This is a genomic window from Gordonia sp. 852002-51296_SCH5728562-b, assembly GCF_001665475.1.
GTDB lineage: Bacteria > Actinomycetota > Actinomycetes > Mycobacteriales > Mycobacteriaceae > Gordonia > Gordonia sputi.
The window spans coordinates 54,234-72,130 of sequence record NZ_LZMI01000043.1; the positions used below are offsets into that span (position 1 = coordinate 54,234).

Here is a 17,897-nt window from a genome sequence, read left to right on the forward strand (position 1 = left end):
CCGATCAGTTGACGGGTGCGTCGCCGCGTTCGCGCTGGCCGACCTGGTCGGTTTGATCCCCGCCCGATAGTTGAGCACTGTCCGCTCGCTGATCACTGCCGAACCACAGCACGAGCCACGTGGCGCCGATCATCAGCAGCGCGCTACCGAGCATGTGCGCGATGACCAACGCCATCGGAAGGTAGGTGGCGTACTGGATGCCGCCGATCACGCCCTGCAGTGCAAGCAGCCCGACGTAGATGAGCGCGGCACGGGTCTGCGGCAGTTGGAGAACCCGTGCGGTGACGGCCACCGCCAACGCCAGACCCACCAGCACGAACACGAAGTCGGCGTGCAGCTGCGTCATCGCGCCCGGGTCGAGTCCGTTGCGCGGCGCGTCGGCGTCACCCGCGTGAGGGCCCGATCCCGTGACGACGGTCCCTACGTAGATGGTCGCCCAGGTGAGGACATAAATCAGCCACGACAGGGCGCTGCCGAGGCGGGCCGCCACGATGTTCGTCGTCTTGTCACGCTCGTGCGGCGAGGTCCGGAACACCAGAACGGTTGCCAACGACACCAACGCCATCGACAAGACGAAGTGCAGCGAGACGACCCACGGATTCAGATCGGTGAGCACCGAGATGCCGCCGATGACTGCCTGGAACGGGATGCCGAGCGCGATGAGTGTTGCCAGCCAGCGGTCGCCGCGCGTCGAGCCGCGTCGACGGAACACCGCGAGCCACGTCCCGATGGCCACGACGACCAGGACCCAGGTGAGCATCCGGTTGCCGAACTCGATGGCTCCGTGCATCCCCAGCGCCTGATGTGGAACGAAGGAACCGTCGGTGCACTGGGGCCACGTCGGGCAGCCGAGACCGGAACCGGTGAGGCGTACCGCGCCGCCGGTGACGACGATGCCGACATTGACGACCAACTGTGCGATGGCCCAGCCATAGACCGAACGCGCCGTCGGGTCTGCGAATCCGGGGACGCGGCCGAACAGGCCACGACGCCGGGTCGTGGTGTCCTGCGATGCGGCATCTGGGGATTCGGGGGAGCGCTCGGTACGCGTATCTGACGTCGTCATTGGAATCGGAACCACCTCACCGCCAGCGCAGAGCCGATGGCGGCCCAGGCCAGCAAAACCACTACGCCGAAGACGTCGACACGCCCATCGGCAGCTTGTTGCAGCGCTTCGGTCAACGCGCCGGATGGCACCACGCGAGCCACCCACCAGACCGAGTCGGGTACACGCGACGACATCACGACGAGGCTGCCGATGCCCAGCATCGCGAACCACAGAAGATTGGCCAGCGCCAGGACGATCTCTGCCTTGAGTGTTCCGCCGAGCAGCAATCCGAGAGCGGAGAACGCAGCCGTGCCCAGCGCGATGATCAGCGCGCCGATCAGCAGGCCGACGGGTTCGGGACGCCATCCGAATGCGACGCCGATCAATCCGAGCAGGATCGCCTGTGCGATGACGACGATGACGACTGCCATCGCTTTGCCCGCGATGATGCCCCACCGCGGAATCGGCGTCGCCCCAAGCCTTTTCAGTGCGCCGTACCGTCGGTCGAACCCGACGGCGATGGCCTGTCCGGTGAATGCGGTCGACATGACCGCGACGGTCAGGATGGCTGGCACGAAGGTCGCCGCGCGTTCGGCGTTGGTCGTGCCGAGGTCGGTGTCGAGGGGTAGCAGACACAATCCGATCAGCAGGGTGATCGGGATGAACATCGTCAGCAGCAACTGCTCGCCGTTGCGCAGCAGCAGGGTCAACTCGAGCCGCGTCTGCGCGGCGAGCATCGCGGGAAGCGACGCGGGTTGCGGGTGCGGGGCGAAGGTTCCCGGCGGGAACTGCGACGTCGACCGTGTGCGTGCGGCGGTCATCGACGTAACTCCCGTCCGGTGAGGTCGAGGAAGACGTCCTCGAGGCTGCGGGTCTCGACGCGCAGATCGGTGGCGAGAACGTTGATCTTGGCGCACCACGCGGTCACCGTCGCCAACACCTGTGGTGTCACGTCGCCGCTGACCAGGTAATTGCCCGGCAGTGGTTCGGTACAGCGATAGTCCTCGGGCAGCGCGAGTTCGAGCATCGTCAGGTCGAGCCCGCGCGGTGCGGTGAACCGCAGTTCGTTCTCGGCCCCGCGACTCGTCAGCTCCGCCGGGGTGCCGTTCGCCACGACCTTGCCGTGGTCGATGATCACGACCTGGTCGGCGAGTTCTTCTGCTTCGTCCATGAGGTGGGTGGTGAGCAACACCGAGACGCCGTCTCCGCGCAGACGGTCGATGATCTCCCAGACCACCAGGCGTGCCTGGGCGTCGAGTCCTGCGGTGGGTTCGTCGAGGAAGACCAGTTCGGGTCGGCCGACGATGGCACACGCGAGCGAGAGCCGCTGCTGCTGACCACCGGAGAGGCGTCGGAACGGGGTACGCGCGGCCGATTCGAGACCGAGAGCGTCGAGCAGCCAATCGGGATCGATGGGGTCGGCTGAGTACGCGGCGCACAGCCGCAGCATTTCCTCGGCGCGAGCACCGGGATAGGCGCCGCCACCCTGCAGCATGACGCCGATCCGCGTGCGGAGTCTGTCGTTGTCGCGCCAGGGGTCGAGGCCGAGCACCGACACGCTGCCCTCATCGGCGTGCAGGAACCCCTCACAGATCTCCACCGTCGTGGTCTTGCCCGCTCCGTTGGGGCCGAGGAGCGCGAGGACGGTTCCGGACTCCAGATCGAGGTCGAGCCCATCGACGGCGGCCCGGTCGTCGTAGCGTTTCACCATTCCGCGAACGCGCACCGCGGCGTCGGGTTTTGTCGTCGAGCCCGTCGAGACGGATCCGCGAGAGCGACGATCGGTCATCGGATCGTCTGCCGGCGATGGTGAAGGTGAAGCCGTGCTGCGCACACGCCAAGACTATGCGGTGAGGGGTGCTGGAGAGAAAACGGTGCTGCTCCCGACGCCCCTGTGCCCGACGTCGTCACGTGTCGGGGTTCGACGTCGAGCGGCTGCGTCTATGCCGGGTGAACGGCAGATCCTCGAAGAACAGCGCCGTCAGTATCGCGACCATGATCACACCGGCGAGCAGGCCCTGCGCGAGCACGACGCCGCTCGTGTTGGAACTCGTCGGCATGACAACGATCGCAATGATCGCCGACGCCGCGATGCTCAACACGCGGAACCACGGGCCGGTCGCCCACGCGGCGAGGGGGATGACGGCCCACAACAGGTACCAGGCCTGCACGAACGGGAAGAACAAGACGACGGTGGCCATCGCGATCCCGAGCCCGCCGAGCGGGTGGAGTCGTCCGGCGAGGGTCGCCAGCATCCAGCGGACGACGAAAATCGCGGCGATGAGCTGCCCGATGGGGCGCGCGACGTCGAGGATGGCCTGCGTCTGATCGCCGAGGCCGAGCCACACGCCGACCCTGCCGGTACTCACCGACATCAACGTCGGCATCGACATCCAGGACCGCACGATCTCGCCCGTCGACAGCGTCGTCGTCCACCCGAAACCGAGTCCTGTCCCGGCACAAATACCCACCACGACTATGGCGAGAATCACGAAGAGGAAGCCTGCCGACGCCGCGAGCGCACGCACCGAATCCCGCGACCGCGACCACCACGTACTCACCGGAGCATGACGAAGCGCGGGCAGCGTGGCGCCCCACCGTCTTGCGAGGGCGACGCCGACGAATCCGAGGGCGAGCATCGATGTGACCTTCACCATGGACGACGCAGCGATCACCGCCGTGCCCGCGATGAGCAACCAACCCGCCTGGCTTGGCCAGAATCCGGAGCCTCGCAGCCTCCCGCTGCTGTAGATCCCCGCGAAACACAGCTCCAGTCCGACGAGCATCAGGCCGAGCATGAGTGCCTCGTTGTGGATGCCTCCGACGAGGTGCAGGATCACGAGCGGATTCATCGCGCCGAGCCACAGAGCCGCAACGCCCGACACCCCGCAGCGCCGTGCGAGGCGGGGCAGCGCCCAGACGATCAAGCCAACCCCGAGCAGTGCCACGAGTCGATGCAGGAAGATCGCCGCGGGGATGTTGTCCCCGGTGATCTTGGTGATGCCCTCACCGATCCAGATGAAGAACGGACCATACGGCGCGGGGGTGTCTCGCCAGAGATTGGGCACGGATCGCGTGAGGACGTCGTCGACGCCGAGTCCGCGAACAGGACTCACCGAGTAGGGATCCATGCCGCGTTCGGCGATGGCGCTCTGTGCCAGATAGGAGTAAATGTCCTTGCTGAGCAGCGGTGGAGCGACGAGGATCGGGGCGATCCAGAGCAGCAGCGTGCTGTCGGCCTGGCGTCGGGTCATGCGCCGCTGCGGGCTTCGACCCTCCAGCACCTCGACGCTGAACCGGCCGACCGCGAAGCGTCCGATCATCAGCCACGCGACGACGAGCATCAGCGTTCCGCCGATCGACATCGTCAGTGCCGTGCTCCACATCCGGGACGGCAGCGACAGGAGGCGCATTCCCGCGACGGGATTCTGCAGCACGGGGATCTGGCCGGTACCCAGCGAACCGATCAGCAGCAGCACCGATCCGGTGGCTCCGAAGATCTTGATCCGGAAGAGTCGCCGATTCTCCTCCGCGTTGAGTGGGCCGACTTCCTGTTCGGTCTCGTGCAGTGTCGCGACCGACCGGCCGTAGTCGCCCGTCGTGTCCGAGTCCGTGTCGGCTTCTCGCGCAGACTTCAGCCCGAGGTACGTCGCGGCACGACGCAGGACACTGGTTTCTGACACGAGACGACTGTAATGCTTGCCTCGTCATGTCCCTTCGACACCGCACCCGAGCGCCGAGTCGGTCACCGCTTAGGTCACCCTTGCTGGAAGCGGGGAAGTAATTACGTCACACTGGCGTTGTGAAAACCATGCGGAGTGATGCAGTGCTGTCTGCCGACAGCGCCCGTCCCGGTGTGGTCGCCGATCCAGGAGCCATGCCCGCCGACGGGCAGACACGTGCTGCCGTGGTGTCGCTGCTCGTCGAAGACGGGCCGCTGACCGCGGGAGAGATCGCCGAGCGGTTGGGTATCAGTCCTGCAGGCGTGCGTCGTCATCTCGACGCGCTCGTCGATGCCGGTGATGCCGAACACGCCTCGCCCGGTTTCGGCCGGGGCGGTGAGCGCGGTCGGGGTAGGCCGGCGAAGTGGTTCCAATTGACGGCGACCGGTCGTGGAAAGCTTCAACACGCATACGACGACCTCGCCGGGGCAGCCATGCGCAAGCTCCGCGAGATCGCCGGTGAGGAAGCGATCGGTGAGTTCGCACGTGACCGGATCGAGGGCATCGTCGACGGGGTACGTCCCGTAGCGGAGTCCGGCTCGGTGGCCGACACGGTCGAAGAGATCGCCGACGCTCTCACCAGCGCGGGTTACGCCGCCAACACCAGATTGGTCGGCTCCGGCGTCCAGATTTGCCAGCACCACTGCCCCGTGGCACATGTCGCGGCTGAGTTCCCCGAACTCTGTGAGGCAGAAACCGCGGCGTTCACCGAGCTTCTCGGTACGCACGTACAACGTCTCGCGACGATCGCCAACGGCGATTGCGCGTGTACAACGCATGTCCCCCTGATGATCGGCGACAACCAGCCCGGCAATGACGCCGTCGCCGACCCGAAGCAGACGAGTCGAAAGGCCCAGCGATGACAGTTACAGATGGACAGGCTCCATTGACCCAAGAGGAGACCATCGCCTCACTCGGCACGTACGGATACGGGTGGGCCGATTCCGACGTCGCAGGAGCGAGTGCGCAGCGTGGACTCTCCGACGCCGTGGTCGCCGACATCTCGTCGAAAAAGAGCGAACCGGACTGGATGCTCGAGAACCGCCTCAAGGCGCTGCGCATCTTCGACCGCAAGCCCATGCCGCACTGGGGTGCTGAGCTCGACGGCATCGACTTCGACAACATCAAGTATTTCGTGCGCTCGACCGAGAAGCAGGCAGCTTCCTGGGACGACCTGCCCGAAGACATCAAGAACACCTACGACAGGCTCGGCATCCCCGAGGCCGAGAAGCAGCGTCTCGTCGCAGGCGTCGCGGCGCAGTACGAGTCCGAGGTGGTCTACCACCAGATCCGTGAGGACCTCGAGCAGCAGGGCGTGATCTTCCTCGACACCGACACCGGTCTCAAGGAGCATCCCGAGGTCTTTCGCGAGTACTTCGGATCGGTCATCCCGGCGGGCGACAACAAGTTCTCCGCGCTGAACACCGCGGTCTGGTCGGGCGGATCGTTCATCTACGTGCCCCCGGGCGTGCACGTCGACATCCCGCTGCAGGCCTACTTCCGGATCAACACCGAGAACATGGGCCAGTTCGAGCGCACGCTGATCATCGTCGACGAGGGTGCCTACGTGCACTACGTCGAGGGGTGCACCGCGCCGATCTACAAGACCGACTCACTGCACTCGGCCGTCGTCGAGATCATCGTGAAGAAGGGTGGACGCTGCCGCTACACCACCATTCAGAACTGGTCGAACAACGTCTACAACCTGGTCACCAAGCGTGCCAAGGCTGAGGCGGGCGCCACGATGGAGTGGATCGACGGCAACATCGGCTCGAAGGTCACGATGAAGTACCCGGCAGTCTGGCTGACGGGCGAGTACGCCAAGGGCGAGGTGCTCTCCGTCGCATTCGCCGGCGAGGGCCAGCATCAGGACACCGGATCGAAGATGGTCCACCTCGCGCCGCACACCTCGAGCAACATCGTCTCCAAGTCGGTGGCGCGGGGCGGCGGACGAGCCTCCTACCGCGGTCTGATCAAGGTCAACAACGGTGCGCACGGCAGCCGTTCGACGGTGAAGTGCGACGCATTGCTCGTCGACACCATCAGCCGTAGCGACACCTACCCGTACGTCGACATCCGCGAGGACGACGTCACGATGGGCCACGAGGCCACCGTCTCCAAGGTCAGCGACGATCAGCTCTTCTATCTGATGAGTCGCGGACTGACCGAGGACGAGGCGATGGCCATGGTCGTGCGCGGATTCGTCGAGCCCATCGCGAAGGAACTCCCTATGGAGTACGCGCTCGAACTCAACCGCCTCATCGAACTCCAGATGGAAGGAGCCGTCGGCTGATGGCTGATCCGACAATCCCGGTCTCGGTTCCGGGCAGCACAGTCGCGCCCGTCAATAAGGGTGAGCTGTTCACCTCGTTCGACGTCGAGGCGTTCGAAGTCCCCAGCTCCCGTGAAGAGGCGTGGCGATTCACCCCGTTCCGACGCTTGCGGGGTCTGCACGACGGCAGCGCGACGGCCGACGGACAGGCAGCAGTCGCGGTCACCGGCGCAGGTGACGGCGTCAGCGTCGAGACCGTCGGTCGCGACGACAAGCGACTCGGTCAGGGTGGAGTGCCGTTCGATCGCATTGCGGCGCAGGCATATTCGTCATTCACCGAAGCCACGGTCGTCACCGTCGCCCGCGAGGTCGAGGTCGGCGAGCCGATCGTGATCACACTCGAGGGCCCCGGCGTCGACAAGACGGCGTTCGGTCACGTGCAGATCCGCCTCGAGCCCTTCGCGCGGGCCGTCGTCGTCCTCGACCAGAAGGGCAGCGGAACCTACGCGGAGAACGTCGAGTTCATCGTCGACGACCAGGCCGCGTTGACCGTCGTCAACGTCCACGACTGGGCCGACGACGCCGTGCACGTCGCAACGCACCACATCAAGGTGGGTCGCGATGCCGTGCTGCGGCACTTCGCGATCAGCCTCGGCGGCGACCTCGTCCGGCTCTCACCGCTGGTCCGTTACGCGGCACCGGGCGGCGACGCCGAACTGTGGGGTCTGTACTTCGCCGATGCCGGACAGCATCTCGAACAGCGACTCCTCATCGACCACAACCAGCCGAACTGTCGCTCCAACGTGGTGTACAAGGGTGCGCTGCAAGGAGATCCGTCCGGCGACCGCAGTCGTGAGGCGCACACGGTCTGGATCGGCGACGTGCTGATCCGTCCGGAAGCGGAGGGCACCGACACCTTCGAGCTCAACCGCAACCTGCTGCTCACCGACAACGCGCGTGCCGACTCGGTGCCGAACCTCGAGATCGAGACCGGCGAGATCGTCGGTGCAGGCCACGCCAGCGCCACCGGCCGATTCGACGACGAGCAGCTGTTCTACCTGCAGGCCCGCGGCATCCCGGAAGACCAGGCCCGACGCCTCGTCATCCGTGGATTCTTCGGCGAGGTCATCGCCAAGATCACGGTGCCCGAACTGCGCGAACGTCTCTCCGCCGCAATCGAACACGAACTCGAGATCTCCGGCGCCTGATCGCGCGTGGACCGCTGATCGAGCTTCAACCCGCTGATCGAGACCGAACCCGCCGATCGAGACCGAACCCGCTGATCGAGACCGAACCCGCTGATCGAGACCGAACCCGCTGATCGAGCTTGTCGAGATCACCGAACCCGCCGATCGAGCCCCGAACCCGCTGATCGAGCTTGTCGAGATCACCCAGCCCCAGAAAGAAAGCCACATGAGCACACTCGAAATCCGTGACCTGCACGTCGACGTCGCGCAGTCCGACACCGACGCCGAGCCGATCCACATCCTCAAAGGCGTCGACCTGACGGTGAAGTCGGGGGAGACCCACGCACTGATGGGCCCCAACGGCTCCGGCAAGTCGACGCTCTCCTACGCGATCGCAGGCCACCCGAAGTACAAGGTCACCAGCGGCACCATCACCCTCGACGGCGAGGACGTGCTGGAGATGAGCGTCGACGAGCGCGCCCGCGCAGGTCTGTTCCTCGCGATGCAGTACCCCGTCGAGGTTCCCGGCGTCTCGATGTCGAACTTCCTGCGCACCGCGGCGACCGCCGTCCGTGGCGAGGCTCCCAAGCTGCGCCACTGGGTCAAGGAGACCAAGGAGGCGATGACCGCACTCGAGATCGATCCGTCGTTCGCCGAGCGCTCGGTCAACGAGGGCTTCTCCGGTGGCGAGAAGAAGCGTCACGAGATCCTGCAGCTAGACCTGCTCAAGCCGAAGTTCGCAATCCTCGACGAGACCGACTCCGGCCTCGACGTCGACGCTCTGCGCGTCGTCAGCGAGGGCGTGAACACGTACAAGGCCGAGGAAAACGGCGGCATCCTGCTGATCACGCACTACACGCGAATCCTGCGCTACATCAAGCCGGACTTCGTGCACGTGTTCGTCAACGGTCGGGTCGTCGAATCCGGTGGGCCCGAGCTGGCCGACGAGCTCGAAGAGAACGGTTACGTCCGCTTCACGACGGCTGCTGCGGCGGGCTGAGCCATGTCGACGGAGACCGTGGCCGACAAGGCTTCGACGCTCGACGTCGACGCCATCCGTGCCGATTTCCCGATTCTGTCCCGCACGGTGCGCGACGGAAAGCCGTTGGTCTACCTCGATTCCGGTGCGACCTCGCAGCGTCCGGTCCAGGTGCTCGATGCCGAGCGTGAGTTCCTGACGACCCACAACGCCGCGGTGCATCGTGGCGCGCATCAGCTCGCAGAGGAGGCCACCGACGACTACGAGGGCGCCCGCGAGAAGATCGCCGCCTTCGTGGGTGTCACCGCACCCGAGACGGTGTTCACCAAGAACGCGACCGAGTCGCTGAACCTGGTCACCTACACGCTCGGCGACGACCGCAGCGCACCGCTGTTCGGTGGTCGACAACTCGGCGAGGGCGACACAGTCGTCATCACCGAACTCGAGCATCACGCGAATCTCGTTCCGTGGCAGGAGCTATGCCGACGTACCGGCGCGACCCTGCGCTGGTACGGCGTGACCGACGACGGCCGCATCGACCTCGATTCACTCGAGCTCGACGACACCGTGAAGGTCGTCGCGTTCACGCACCAGTCCAACGTGACCGGTGCCGTGGCCGACGTCGACGAGTTGGTTCGCCGAGCTCGTGCTGTCGGTGCGCTCGTCGTGCTCGACGCCTGCCAGTCGGTTCCGCACATGCCAGTCGATTTCCGTGCGCTCGACGTCGATTTCGCGGCGTTCTCCGGGCACAAGATGCTCGGACCGTCGGGTGTCGGTGTGCTGTACGGCAAGGCAGAGCTTCTTGCTGCGCTGCCTCCGTTCATCACCGGCGGATCGATGATCGAGACCGTCACGATGGAGGCAACCACCTACGCCGATCCGCCTCAGCGGTTCGAAGCAGGCGTGCCGATGACCTCGCAGGTCGTCGGATTGGGTGCGGCCGTCGACTATCTGTCGGCAATCGGGATGGATGCTGTTGCCGCGCATGAGCATTCGCTCGTCGAGCACGCACTGCATTCGCTCGGAGAGATCGAGGGACTGCGCATCGTCGGACCCACGACGACCGAAAACCGCGGTGGTGCAGTCTCGTTCGTCGTCGACGGCATTCACGCACACGACCTCGGGCAGATCCTCGACGACGAGGGTGTCGCGATCCGCGTCGGACATCATTGCGCATGGCCGCTGCACCGACGTTTCGATGTTGCGGCGACGGCCCGTGCGTCGTTCGCGGTCTACAACACGCATGACGAGGTCGACGCTCTCGCCGCGGCAATCGTCAAGGCGCAGAAGTTCTTCGGAGTCGCCTGACATGCGTATGGAGCAGATGTATCAGGACGTGATCCTCGATCACTACAAGCACCCGCACGGGCGCGGGCTGCGCGAGCCGTTCGGCGCCGAGGTCCATCACGTCAACCCGACGTGTGGTGACGAGGTGACCCTGCGCGTCGCGCTCTCCGACGACGGCAATACCGTCACCGACATCTCCTACGACGGGCAGGGTTGCTCGATCTCGCAGGCGTCGACATCGGTGCTGTTCGACCAGCTCGAGGGCGCCAGCGTCGACGACGCCTTGGCGACGGTCGCATCGTTCAACGCGATGATGACCTCCCGCGGCTCCGACGAGGGCGACGAAGACGTCATCGGCGACGGCATCGCGTTTGCCGGAGTGAGCAAGTATCCGGCACGCGTCAAATGTGCACTGCTGGGCTGGATGGCGTTCAAGGACGCCCTGGCGCAGTCGGTGGAAGAACGTGAATCAGAACAGGTGGAAGCCCCATGACCGAACAGCCTTTGGCAGAGACTCCGGCAGTCGAGACGCCCCCGGTCGAGACCCCCGCAGCTCAGACACCCGCAGCTCAGTCACCCGTGAGTGCACCGAGCACCTCGCTGCCCCAACTCGAGGACGTCGAGGAGGCGATGCGCGACGTCGTCGACCCGGAGCTCGGTATCAACGTCGTCGATCTCGGACTCGTCTACGGCATCGAGATCACCGACGACGCCGTCGCCAAGATCGACATGACACTGACGTCGGCGGCGTGTCCGCTGACCGACGTCATCGAGGACCAGTCACGCGCAGCGCTCATCGGCAGCGGCTTGTGCACCGAGTTGGAGATCAACTGGGTGTGGCTGCCGCCGTGGGGCCCCGACAAGATCACCGACGACGGCCGCGAGCAGCTGCGCGCGTTGGGATTCACTGTCTGAGCCGTCGGAGACACGGAGACGCGGGGACACGGTGACTGGACATATGGACGAACCCGAAGGACGGTTTCGTCGTGTCCGCCGCTGGAAGCCGCCCACGTACGAAACGCGCGTGGAGAAGATGATCCGCGAGGCCACCGAGCGCGGCGAGTTCGACAACCTGCCGGGCATGGGCAAGCCGCTCGACCTCTCCGATACCGACGACCCCGACTGGTGGGTCAAGCGCAAGATCCGCGACGAAGGACTCGATTCGACGGCCCTGCTGCCCGCTTCGCTGCAACTCCGCAAGGAGGCGCAAGGCTTTCCCGATTCCCTGGCCGACATCGCCGACGAATCAGCAGTGCGCGAGATCCTGGCCGACTTCAATCGCCGTGTGCGCGAAGCACATCTGACCACGCGGGCGGGGCTGCCGTCGGTCGTCACTGCCCACGTCGTCGACGTTGACGAGATCGTCGAGCAGTGGCGGTCGCTCAGGCGGGGGAGTCGGTGATTCGGTGCCCGGCGACCGGCTGCACGATGATGGAGCGGTCGAACATGGCCGACTCGAATCCGTCTGCCGGATCCGTGTAGATCTGAATCGTCATGCCATCCGGTGTGGAGAGGCGAACGACCTGCCCGATGTAGCCGGTGATCGGTGGGCTGTGCGGCACTCCGAGTCGGTCGAGGTGTTCGATCCATTGCTGCAGCGCGGCATTGTCGACCACGCCGAAGGTGACCGGATCGAAGCCCGCGATTCCCTGCGCCGCAGCGGGATCAAGTCGCAGTTCGATTAGTTCCGCGATACCGGGAATCGAGATCACGACGGCGTAGCGATGACCGGTCCTATCGTAATGGTCGAATCTCGTGATGTGGGTGGCGTCGAAAACCCTTGTGTACCAGTCGATACTCAGCTCGAGGTTGGTGACCGGGAACTTGAGGTGGTGCAGTCCGGTGAGTGTCGTCGCCATGATCACGCCACGAGCTCTGCCATGTGCAACGCCATCTGCTTTCGGGCGGGTGGCAGATGCCCGATCGCATTCATGGCGAGGTCTCGGATCTTCATCGCCACCGGATTCTCGGCAACCGATGCGGTCGTCATCAGGTTGGTCAGCAGCACGGTCGACGCAGCGATCGGACGCCTCCGGTGTTCGTACGTGTCGAGATGCACTGTGGGAGTGGGCGAGAGCGCTGCCGCGAGCACCAGGCCGAGTTCGTAGGCATCCTGGATGCCGAGGTTCATGCCCTGTCCGCCGGCAGGGCTGTGCACATGTGCGGCGTCACCCGCGAGGAAGATGTGGCCCTTCCGGAAGTGCTCGGCGATGCGGTGATGAACGTGGAATTGGGATCCCCAAGCGATGCGCGAGACTCTCGCTCCCCGTGGACCGCGAGTGTCGAGCACGTTCTGCACGAGGGCAACGTCGACGTCGTCGACCTCCTCCGGCCACGTGAACAGCACCCTACGGCGGCCCTCGGGCAAAGGACCACTCACGACGATTCCGTTGGGGGAGAAGAAGTTCTGCACCTCGTCGAAGCGCAGCGGCCACTCGTCGAACTCGGCGTCGGCGAGTACGAAAGACTGTGGATAGTCGCCTCCGACGAACTCGATGCCAGCCGATTCGCGGACCACCGAATGCGTGCCGTCGGCTCCGACGACGAACCGGGCTCGTACGGTCTCGAGGCCGTCAGGTCCATCGACATGGACGTCGATGCCGGACGCTGTCTCGTCGAGTCCGGTGACCCTGTATCCGCGGGTGATGTGACCACCGAGTCGGTGCAGGTTCTCGGTGAGTACTTCTTCGGTCCGCCACTGCTGGATCGTGGTCACGTGCGGATACCGCGTGTCGAGATCGGCGAATCGCAGTCCGTTGAGCAGCTTCTCGCGGTTGCGGAACGTGAAGTAGGGGACCACGACGCCCTCGTCCACGAGAGTGTCGGCGACGCCGAGCTCCTGCAGGATCTCCATTGTCCGTGCCTGAATGGCCGCGGCCCGGGAGGCGTTGTGCCCTTCGGGTTGTTCGTCGAGGGTGAGTACGTCGCGTCCCGCGCGTGTCAGGACTGTCGAGGCGACAAGTCCGGTCGGGCCTCCGCCCACGATCAGCACGTCGATGTTCTCGGGCAACATGACCTTCTCCTTGATGGTGTGAGGATCTGTGCGAGAGCTGGTCAACACCTGTTGGCCAACACGTGTTGATCATAACTCGCTAGACTGGGGATCATGCAACCCCCGACGGCGACCAACAGGGAGCGGCCGACCAAGAAGGAGCGAGCGCAGCGCTCCCGTGCCGCGATTCTCGCCTCGGCACAAGAACACTTCGCGCGCAGCGGATTTGCCGGTGCCACCGTGCGGGCCATCGCGCAGGATGCAGACATAGACCCGTCCATGGTGATTCGTTATTTCGGCGACAAGCGGGGCCTGTTCACCGCCGCGACCACCGTCGACGTCGAGGTCCCGGACCTATCGGTGTTGCCCGAAGAGCAACGCGGTCGAGCAGTTGTCGAACACTTCCTGCGCATCTGGGACGACGGTGCTTCGAGCGATCTGCTCAGCGTGTTGCTCCGCAGTGCAATGACGGACCCGGTGGCGCGGGATCGGGTGGTGGAGATCGTCGAGGCGCATATGCTGCCCATGGTTACTGCCGTGGTTTCCGATGAGGACGAGGCGCCGACACGCACGGGTTTGATTGCCGGTCAGGTCCTCGGTTTGGCGTTGAGCCGCAAGGTTCTCGAGCTTCCACTGACCACAGACATTCCCGCGCAGGTCCTGGTGAACAGCGTCGGAGCGACGATTCAGCAGTACCTGACGGCACCGCTCGACTGACAGCTCAGACGTCGGACCAGCTGTGGCCGGTCGCCGCACCGCGCGCGATGGCCATCCCGGTTCGCATACCGACGCCCTTCACCACGCGGCCCATCGCCTCGAGTGTGCCCGGGAGGTTGTCACGCTCGCTGAGGTAACTGCGTTGGGCGTCGATCGGCATGGTGAAGAAGGCGTCGAAGAAGTCGAGGGTCTGCTCGGCCGAGAGATCCAGCAGCGCCGACAGACCGCGGATTCGGAGTTCGTGCACCGAACGTGCCGACGTCGGCCACAGGGCCGCTGCGGGGTCGGCGCCGTCCGCAATCGCGGTCGCGACGTCGTCGGCACAGGCCAGCGAGGTGGCGACGCTGTAGCCCGTCGTCGGATTCTTCATCCCGCCCGCCGCGCCGAACCGGAAAACCGAGTCTCTCCACGGCGTCGTCGACGCGCCGACGAGCGGGAAGTTCACCACCTCGGTGCGGAGCGCGGTCGGCTCATGGTCGCCCAACCGCACCCGGAGACGATGTTCGAGCTCTGGGATCGACAGCGCGGGATGCCCTGCGAGACAGGTCTCTTCGAGCAGCACAGTCCCATCAGCGAGCGGCACGGCGTAGAGAAACGACGGAAGTGGTGAGCCTGCGGCACCGAGTCGGCGGGGACTCGCCCACTCCATCAGTAGCGTGTCGGCGCCGTCGAGTACCGCCGCCGCGTCCTTCGCGTCGACGACGATTCCGAACGCGGTTTGGTACGGGGCGTCATGCGGCAGCGCACCGCGACAGTCGATGATCTGATCGGCCTGCACGACCGAGCCGTCAGCGCACACCACCCGATCAGCGGACACCGACGTCGCTGCCGATGTCACGAGAGATATCCCGCCGAGGTCCAATTCGGTTGCGAGAGCGACATTGTCGAGAACTGTGTATCCGCGCGCGATGTGGTGACGGGTCCGCGCAGACACCTGCACGGCGTCGGTCTGCGCTGCTATGGCGTTGTCGCTCAACCAGTTCGGCAGTTCGTCGGTCCATGCCGCATAGGTGGCGTGCCACGCCCTGTCCGGGTGGGGATCGACGAGAGTGGTATCCACCCCGTGGTGGCGCAGGCGATGGGCCAGGCCTCTGCCCGCCGGACCGCCACCCACGACCACCGCCGAACGGGACACGGTCACATCGATCCGGTGGCCAACAGTCCGCCGTCGACCTGCAAGGTCTGACCGGTGATCCACGACGCGTTGTCGCTGACGAGGAAGGCGGCAGCCTGCGCGATGTCTTCCGGGTTACCGAGTCGCCGCAGCGGATAGCCGGCAATCGCGCGCTCTTCGTTGTCGCCCGCGATGAGTGCGTCGGCGAACTTCGTCTTGACGATGGCAGGCGCGATCGCGTTGACGCGGATCTGCTTGGGTCCGAGTTCCCACGCGAGCTCCGCGGTCAGGCGGATCAACGCGGCTTTCGACGCGCCGTAGGCGGCGATGACCCCGGTGGAGCGGATTCCGGCGACCGAGGCGATGTTGAGCACAGCTCCTCCTGATTCGGCCATGCCCGCCCGATAGGCCTCCTGCACGAACCCGAGGGCGGCGACCACGTTCGTGTCGAAGATCTTGCGTACCGCGTCGAGATCGGCGTCGACGAGCGGCCCATACGTCGGGTTGATTCCCGTGTTGTTGACCAGTATGTCGATTCCGCCCCCGAGCCGCACCACGGTCGCAACGGCGTCGGCCCGATGAGCGGCGTCGCCGGTGTTGCCGGGACAGATGTCGACCTTCGCCCCGTCAACCGCAGTCCGGATCGACTCGGCTGCCTGCTGCAGCGGTTCGGGTTTACGGCCGGTGATGACCACCGTGGCGCCGCGACGGGCGAGTTCGGTGGCGATGGCCAATCCAATGCCGCGGCTCGCGCCGGTGACGAGTGCGGATCGCCCGGTGAGATCGGGTGTCGGCAACATTCCGGTGGGTTCAGCTGTGCGTTCGGTCACCCTGCCACCGTATCGAGCGACGTGAGGAAGTCGCGGCCGCCCGGGGAGGAAAAACCACGGGCCGGCGCACAGTAGACTGGACCGTCGTGATCACCGCGACCGACCTGGAAGTTCGAGCGGGCGCTCGGACCCTGCTGTCGGCGCCCGGCTCAGCTCTGCGTATTCAACCCGGCGACCGGATCGGCCTCGTCGGCCGCAATGGTGCAGGTAAGACGACCTCGCTGCGCATTCTCGCGGGCGAGACCGAACCCTACGCCGGGACGGTGACCAGGACCGGCGATCTCGGCTATCTGCCACAGGACCCCAAAGAAGGCGACCTCGACGTCGTCGCCCGCGATCGAGTGCTGTCGGCGCGTGGCCTCGACGACATCATGCATCAGATGGAGAAGCAGCAGGCGTTGATGGCCGAGGCCGCCGACGACAAGGTGCGCGACAAGGCTGTCGCACGCTACGGGCGTCTGGAAGAGCGCTTCTCCGACCTCGGCGGCTACGTCGCCGAGTCCGAGGCCGCGCGCATCTGTAACAGCCTCGGATTGCCCGATCGCGTACTCGGCCAGCCGCTGCGCACGCTCTCGGGCGGACAGCGCCGTCGCATCGAGCTCGCCCGCATCCTGTTCGCAGCCTCCGACGGTTCGGGCAAATCTGCGACGACGCTGCTCCTCGACGAGCCGACCAACCACCTCGACGCCGACTCGATCACCTGGCTGCGCAGCTTCCTGCAGAACCACGAGGGTGGACTCGTGGTGATCAGCCACGACGTCGACCTGCTGGCCGACGTGGTCAACAAGGTGTGGTTCCTCGACGCCGTCCGCGGCGAGGCCGACGTCTACAACATGGGCTGGAAGCGCTACCTCGACGCACGCGCAACCGACGAGCAGCGTCGTAAGCGTGAGCGCGCCAATGCGGAGAAGAAGGCGTCCGCGCTGCGCGCACAGGCTGCAAAGCTCGGCGCCAAGGCCACGAAAGCCACTGCGGCACAACAGATGCTCAAGCGTGCCGATCGGATGATCGATTCCCTCGACGAGGAGCAGGTGGCCGACCGCACCGCCCGGATTCGCTTCCCGGAGCCTGCGGCGTGTGGCAAGACTCCGCTGATGGCGTCGGGACTGAGCAAGTCCTACGGCTCGCTCGAGATCTTCACCGGCGTCGACCTCGCGATCGACAAGGGCAGTCGTGTGGTCGTGCTCGGACTCAACGGTGCGGGTAAGACCACCCTGCTCAAGGTGCTCGCCGGTGTCGAGGCGTCGGATACGGGTTCGCTGGAGCCCGGCTACGGACTCAAGATCGGCTACTTCGCGCAGGAGCACGACACCCTCGACGACATGGCGACGGTGTGGGAGAACATTCGGCACGCCGCGCCCGACGCAGGCGAACAGGATCTTCGTAGCCTGCTCGGTGCCTTCATGTTCACCGGACCTCAGCTCGACCAACCCGCAGGCACGCTGTCCGGTGGCGAGAAGACGCGACTGTCGCTGGCAGGACTCGTGTCGTCGGCGGCCAACGTGCTGCTGCTCGACGAGCCGACCAACAACCTCGACCCGATCTCGCGCGAGCAGGTGCTCGACGCCCTGCGCAGCTACACCGGCGCCGTGGTCCTCGTTACTCACGACCCCGGTGCCGCGGCGGCGCTCGATCCGCAACGCGTGATTCTGCTGCCCGACGGCACCGAAGACCACTGGAGCGACGAGTACCAGGAGCTCATCGAGCTCGCGTGACGCGCAGATCACTTCCTCTTGCTCGTCGTGATTG

At 65.6% G+C, this 17,897-nt stretch carries 18 protein-coding genes; 10 read left to right on the forward strand and 8 right to left on the reverse strand.

What is annotated here, in order from left to right; all coding sequences use genetic code 11:
* Positions 1-4: 4 nt before the first annotated feature.
* The 4 genes from A5766_RS08100 to mptB form a co-directional block, all read right to left on the reverse strand.
* Entirely contained in the window at positions 5-1,066 is a 1,062-nt protein-coding gene (locus A5766_RS08100; protein ID WP_064864413.1) for a COX15/CtaA family protein, read from the reverse strand.
* A complete protein-coding gene (locus tag A5766_RS08105) occupies positions 1,063-1,869 on the reverse strand; it encodes an ABC transporter permease (protein ID WP_064864415.1) in 807 nt (268 codons plus the stop codon). Before A5766_RS08105 ends, A5766_RS08100 begins: the two co-directional genes overlap by 4 nt.
* Positions 1,866-2,837, reverse strand: a complete 972-nt coding sequence (locus tag A5766_RS08110) for an ABC transporter ATP-binding protein (RefSeq protein WP_064870775.1) — start codon at positions 2,835-2,837, stop codon at positions 1,866-1,868. Before A5766_RS08110 ends, A5766_RS08105 begins: the two co-directional genes overlap by 4 nt.
* Positions 2,838-2,955: 118 nt before the next feature.
* A complete protein-coding gene (gene mptB, locus A5766_RS08115) occupies positions 2,956-4,731 on the reverse strand; it encodes a polyprenol phosphomannose-dependent alpha 1,6 mannosyltransferase MptB (RefSeq protein ID WP_005202772.1) in 1,776 nt (591 codons plus the stop codon).
* A gap of 128 nt (positions 4,732-4,859) precedes the next feature.
* On the opposite strand from mptB, the gene A5766_RS08120 reads away from it, so the two are divergent.
* The 8 genes from A5766_RS08120 (at position 4,860) to A5766_RS08160 (ending at position 11,897) form a co-directional block, all read left to right on the forward strand.
* Positions 4,860-5,633: a helix-turn-helix transcriptional regulator gene (locus A5766_RS08120; RefSeq protein ID WP_064863159.1), complete on the forward strand. Its 774-nt coding sequence runs from the start codon at positions 4,860-4,862 to the stop codon at positions 5,631-5,633.
* Positions 5,630-7,063, forward strand: coding sequence for a Fe-S cluster assembly protein SufB (gene sufB, locus A5766_RS08125; protein WP_064904211.1), 1,434 nt, complete (start codon positions 5,630-5,632; stop codon positions 7,061-7,063). The genes A5766_RS08120 and sufB overlap by 4 nt, the downstream gene beginning before the upstream one ends.
* A complete protein-coding gene (sufD, locus tag A5766_RS08130) occupies positions 7,063-8,250 on the forward strand; it encodes a Fe-S cluster assembly protein SufD (protein WP_064904213.1) in 1,188 nt (395 codons plus the stop codon). Before sufB ends, sufD begins: the two co-directional genes overlap by 1 nt.
* Before the next feature lie 205 nt (positions 8,251-8,455).
* Positions 8,456-9,229, forward strand: a complete 774-nt coding sequence (sufC, locus tag A5766_RS08140; RefSeq protein ID WP_005202779.1) for a Fe-S cluster assembly ATPase SufC — start codon at positions 8,456-8,458, stop codon at positions 9,227-9,229.
* Positions 9,230-9,232: 3 nt separating this feature from the next.
* On the forward strand, positions 9,233-10,516 hold the full coding sequence (locus A5766_RS08145; protein WP_005202783.1) for a cysteine desulfurase: 1,284 nt from the start codon (positions 9,233-9,235) through the stop codon (positions 10,514-10,516).
* 1 nt (position 10,517) lies between these two features.
* The gene (gene sufU, locus A5766_RS08150) at positions 10,518-10,988 is read left to right on the forward strand and encodes a Fe-S cluster assembly sulfur transfer protein SufU (protein WP_005202785.1); all 471 of its coding nucleotides are present in this window, start codon (positions 10,518-10,520) and stop codon (positions 10,986-10,988) included.
* Complete coding sequence (locus A5766_RS08155; RefSeq protein ID WP_064864423.1) at positions 10,985-11,410, forward strand: metal-sulfur cluster assembly factor; 426 nt, start codon at positions 10,985-10,987, stop codon at positions 11,408-11,410. Before sufU ends, A5766_RS08155 begins: the two co-directional genes overlap by 4 nt.
* 118 nt (positions 11,411-11,528) lie before the next feature.
* The gene (locus A5766_RS08160) at positions 11,529-11,897 is read left to right on the forward strand and encodes a J-domain-containing protein (RefSeq protein ID WP_005202788.1); all 369 of its coding nucleotides are present in this window, start codon (positions 11,529-11,531) and stop codon (positions 11,895-11,897) included.
* On the opposite strand, the gene A5766_RS08165 is transcribed toward A5766_RS08160, so the two are convergent.
* On the reverse strand, positions 11,878-12,354 hold the full coding sequence (locus A5766_RS08165; RefSeq protein WP_039854566.1) for a VOC family protein: 477 nt from the start codon (positions 12,352-12,354) through the stop codon (positions 11,878-11,880). The genes A5766_RS08160 and A5766_RS08165 overlap by 20 nt on opposite strands.
* A gap of 2 nt (positions 12,355-12,356) precedes the next feature.
* Positions 12,357-13,508 (reverse strand): FAD-dependent monooxygenase, encoded by a 1,152-nt coding sequence (locus A5766_RS08170; protein WP_005202792.1) that lies wholly within the window; start codon positions 13,506-13,508, stop codon positions 12,357-12,359.
* A gap of 93 nt (positions 13,509-13,601) precedes the next feature.
* Here A5766_RS08170 and A5766_RS08175 point away from each other — a divergent pair, with 93 nt between their 5' ends.
* A complete protein-coding gene (locus A5766_RS08175) occupies positions 13,602-14,204 on the forward strand; it encodes a TetR/AcrR family transcriptional regulator (protein ID WP_005202793.1) in 603 nt (200 codons plus the stop codon).
* Between the two features lie 4 nt (positions 14,205-14,208).
* Here A5766_RS08175 and A5766_RS08180 read toward each other — a convergent pair whose 3' ends face one another.
* Positions 14,209-15,345, reverse strand: a complete 1,137-nt coding sequence (locus tag A5766_RS08180) for a lycopene cyclase family protein (RefSeq protein WP_141630785.1) — start codon at positions 15,343-15,345, stop codon at positions 14,209-14,211.
* A complete protein-coding gene (locus A5766_RS08185; RefSeq protein ID WP_064864469.1) occupies positions 15,342-16,118 on the reverse strand; it encodes an SDR family oxidoreductase in 777 nt (258 codons plus the stop codon). Before A5766_RS08185 ends, A5766_RS08180 begins: the two co-directional genes overlap by 4 nt.
* 116 nt (positions 16,119-16,234) lie before the next feature.
* On the opposite strand from A5766_RS08185, the gene A5766_RS08190 reads away from it, so the two are divergent.
* Positions 16,235-17,863, forward strand: coding sequence for an ABC-F family ATP-binding cassette domain-containing protein (locus A5766_RS08190; RefSeq protein WP_005202799.1), 1,629 nt, complete (start codon positions 16,235-16,237; stop codon positions 17,861-17,863).
* Positions 17,864-17,897 lie beyond the last annotated feature (34 nt).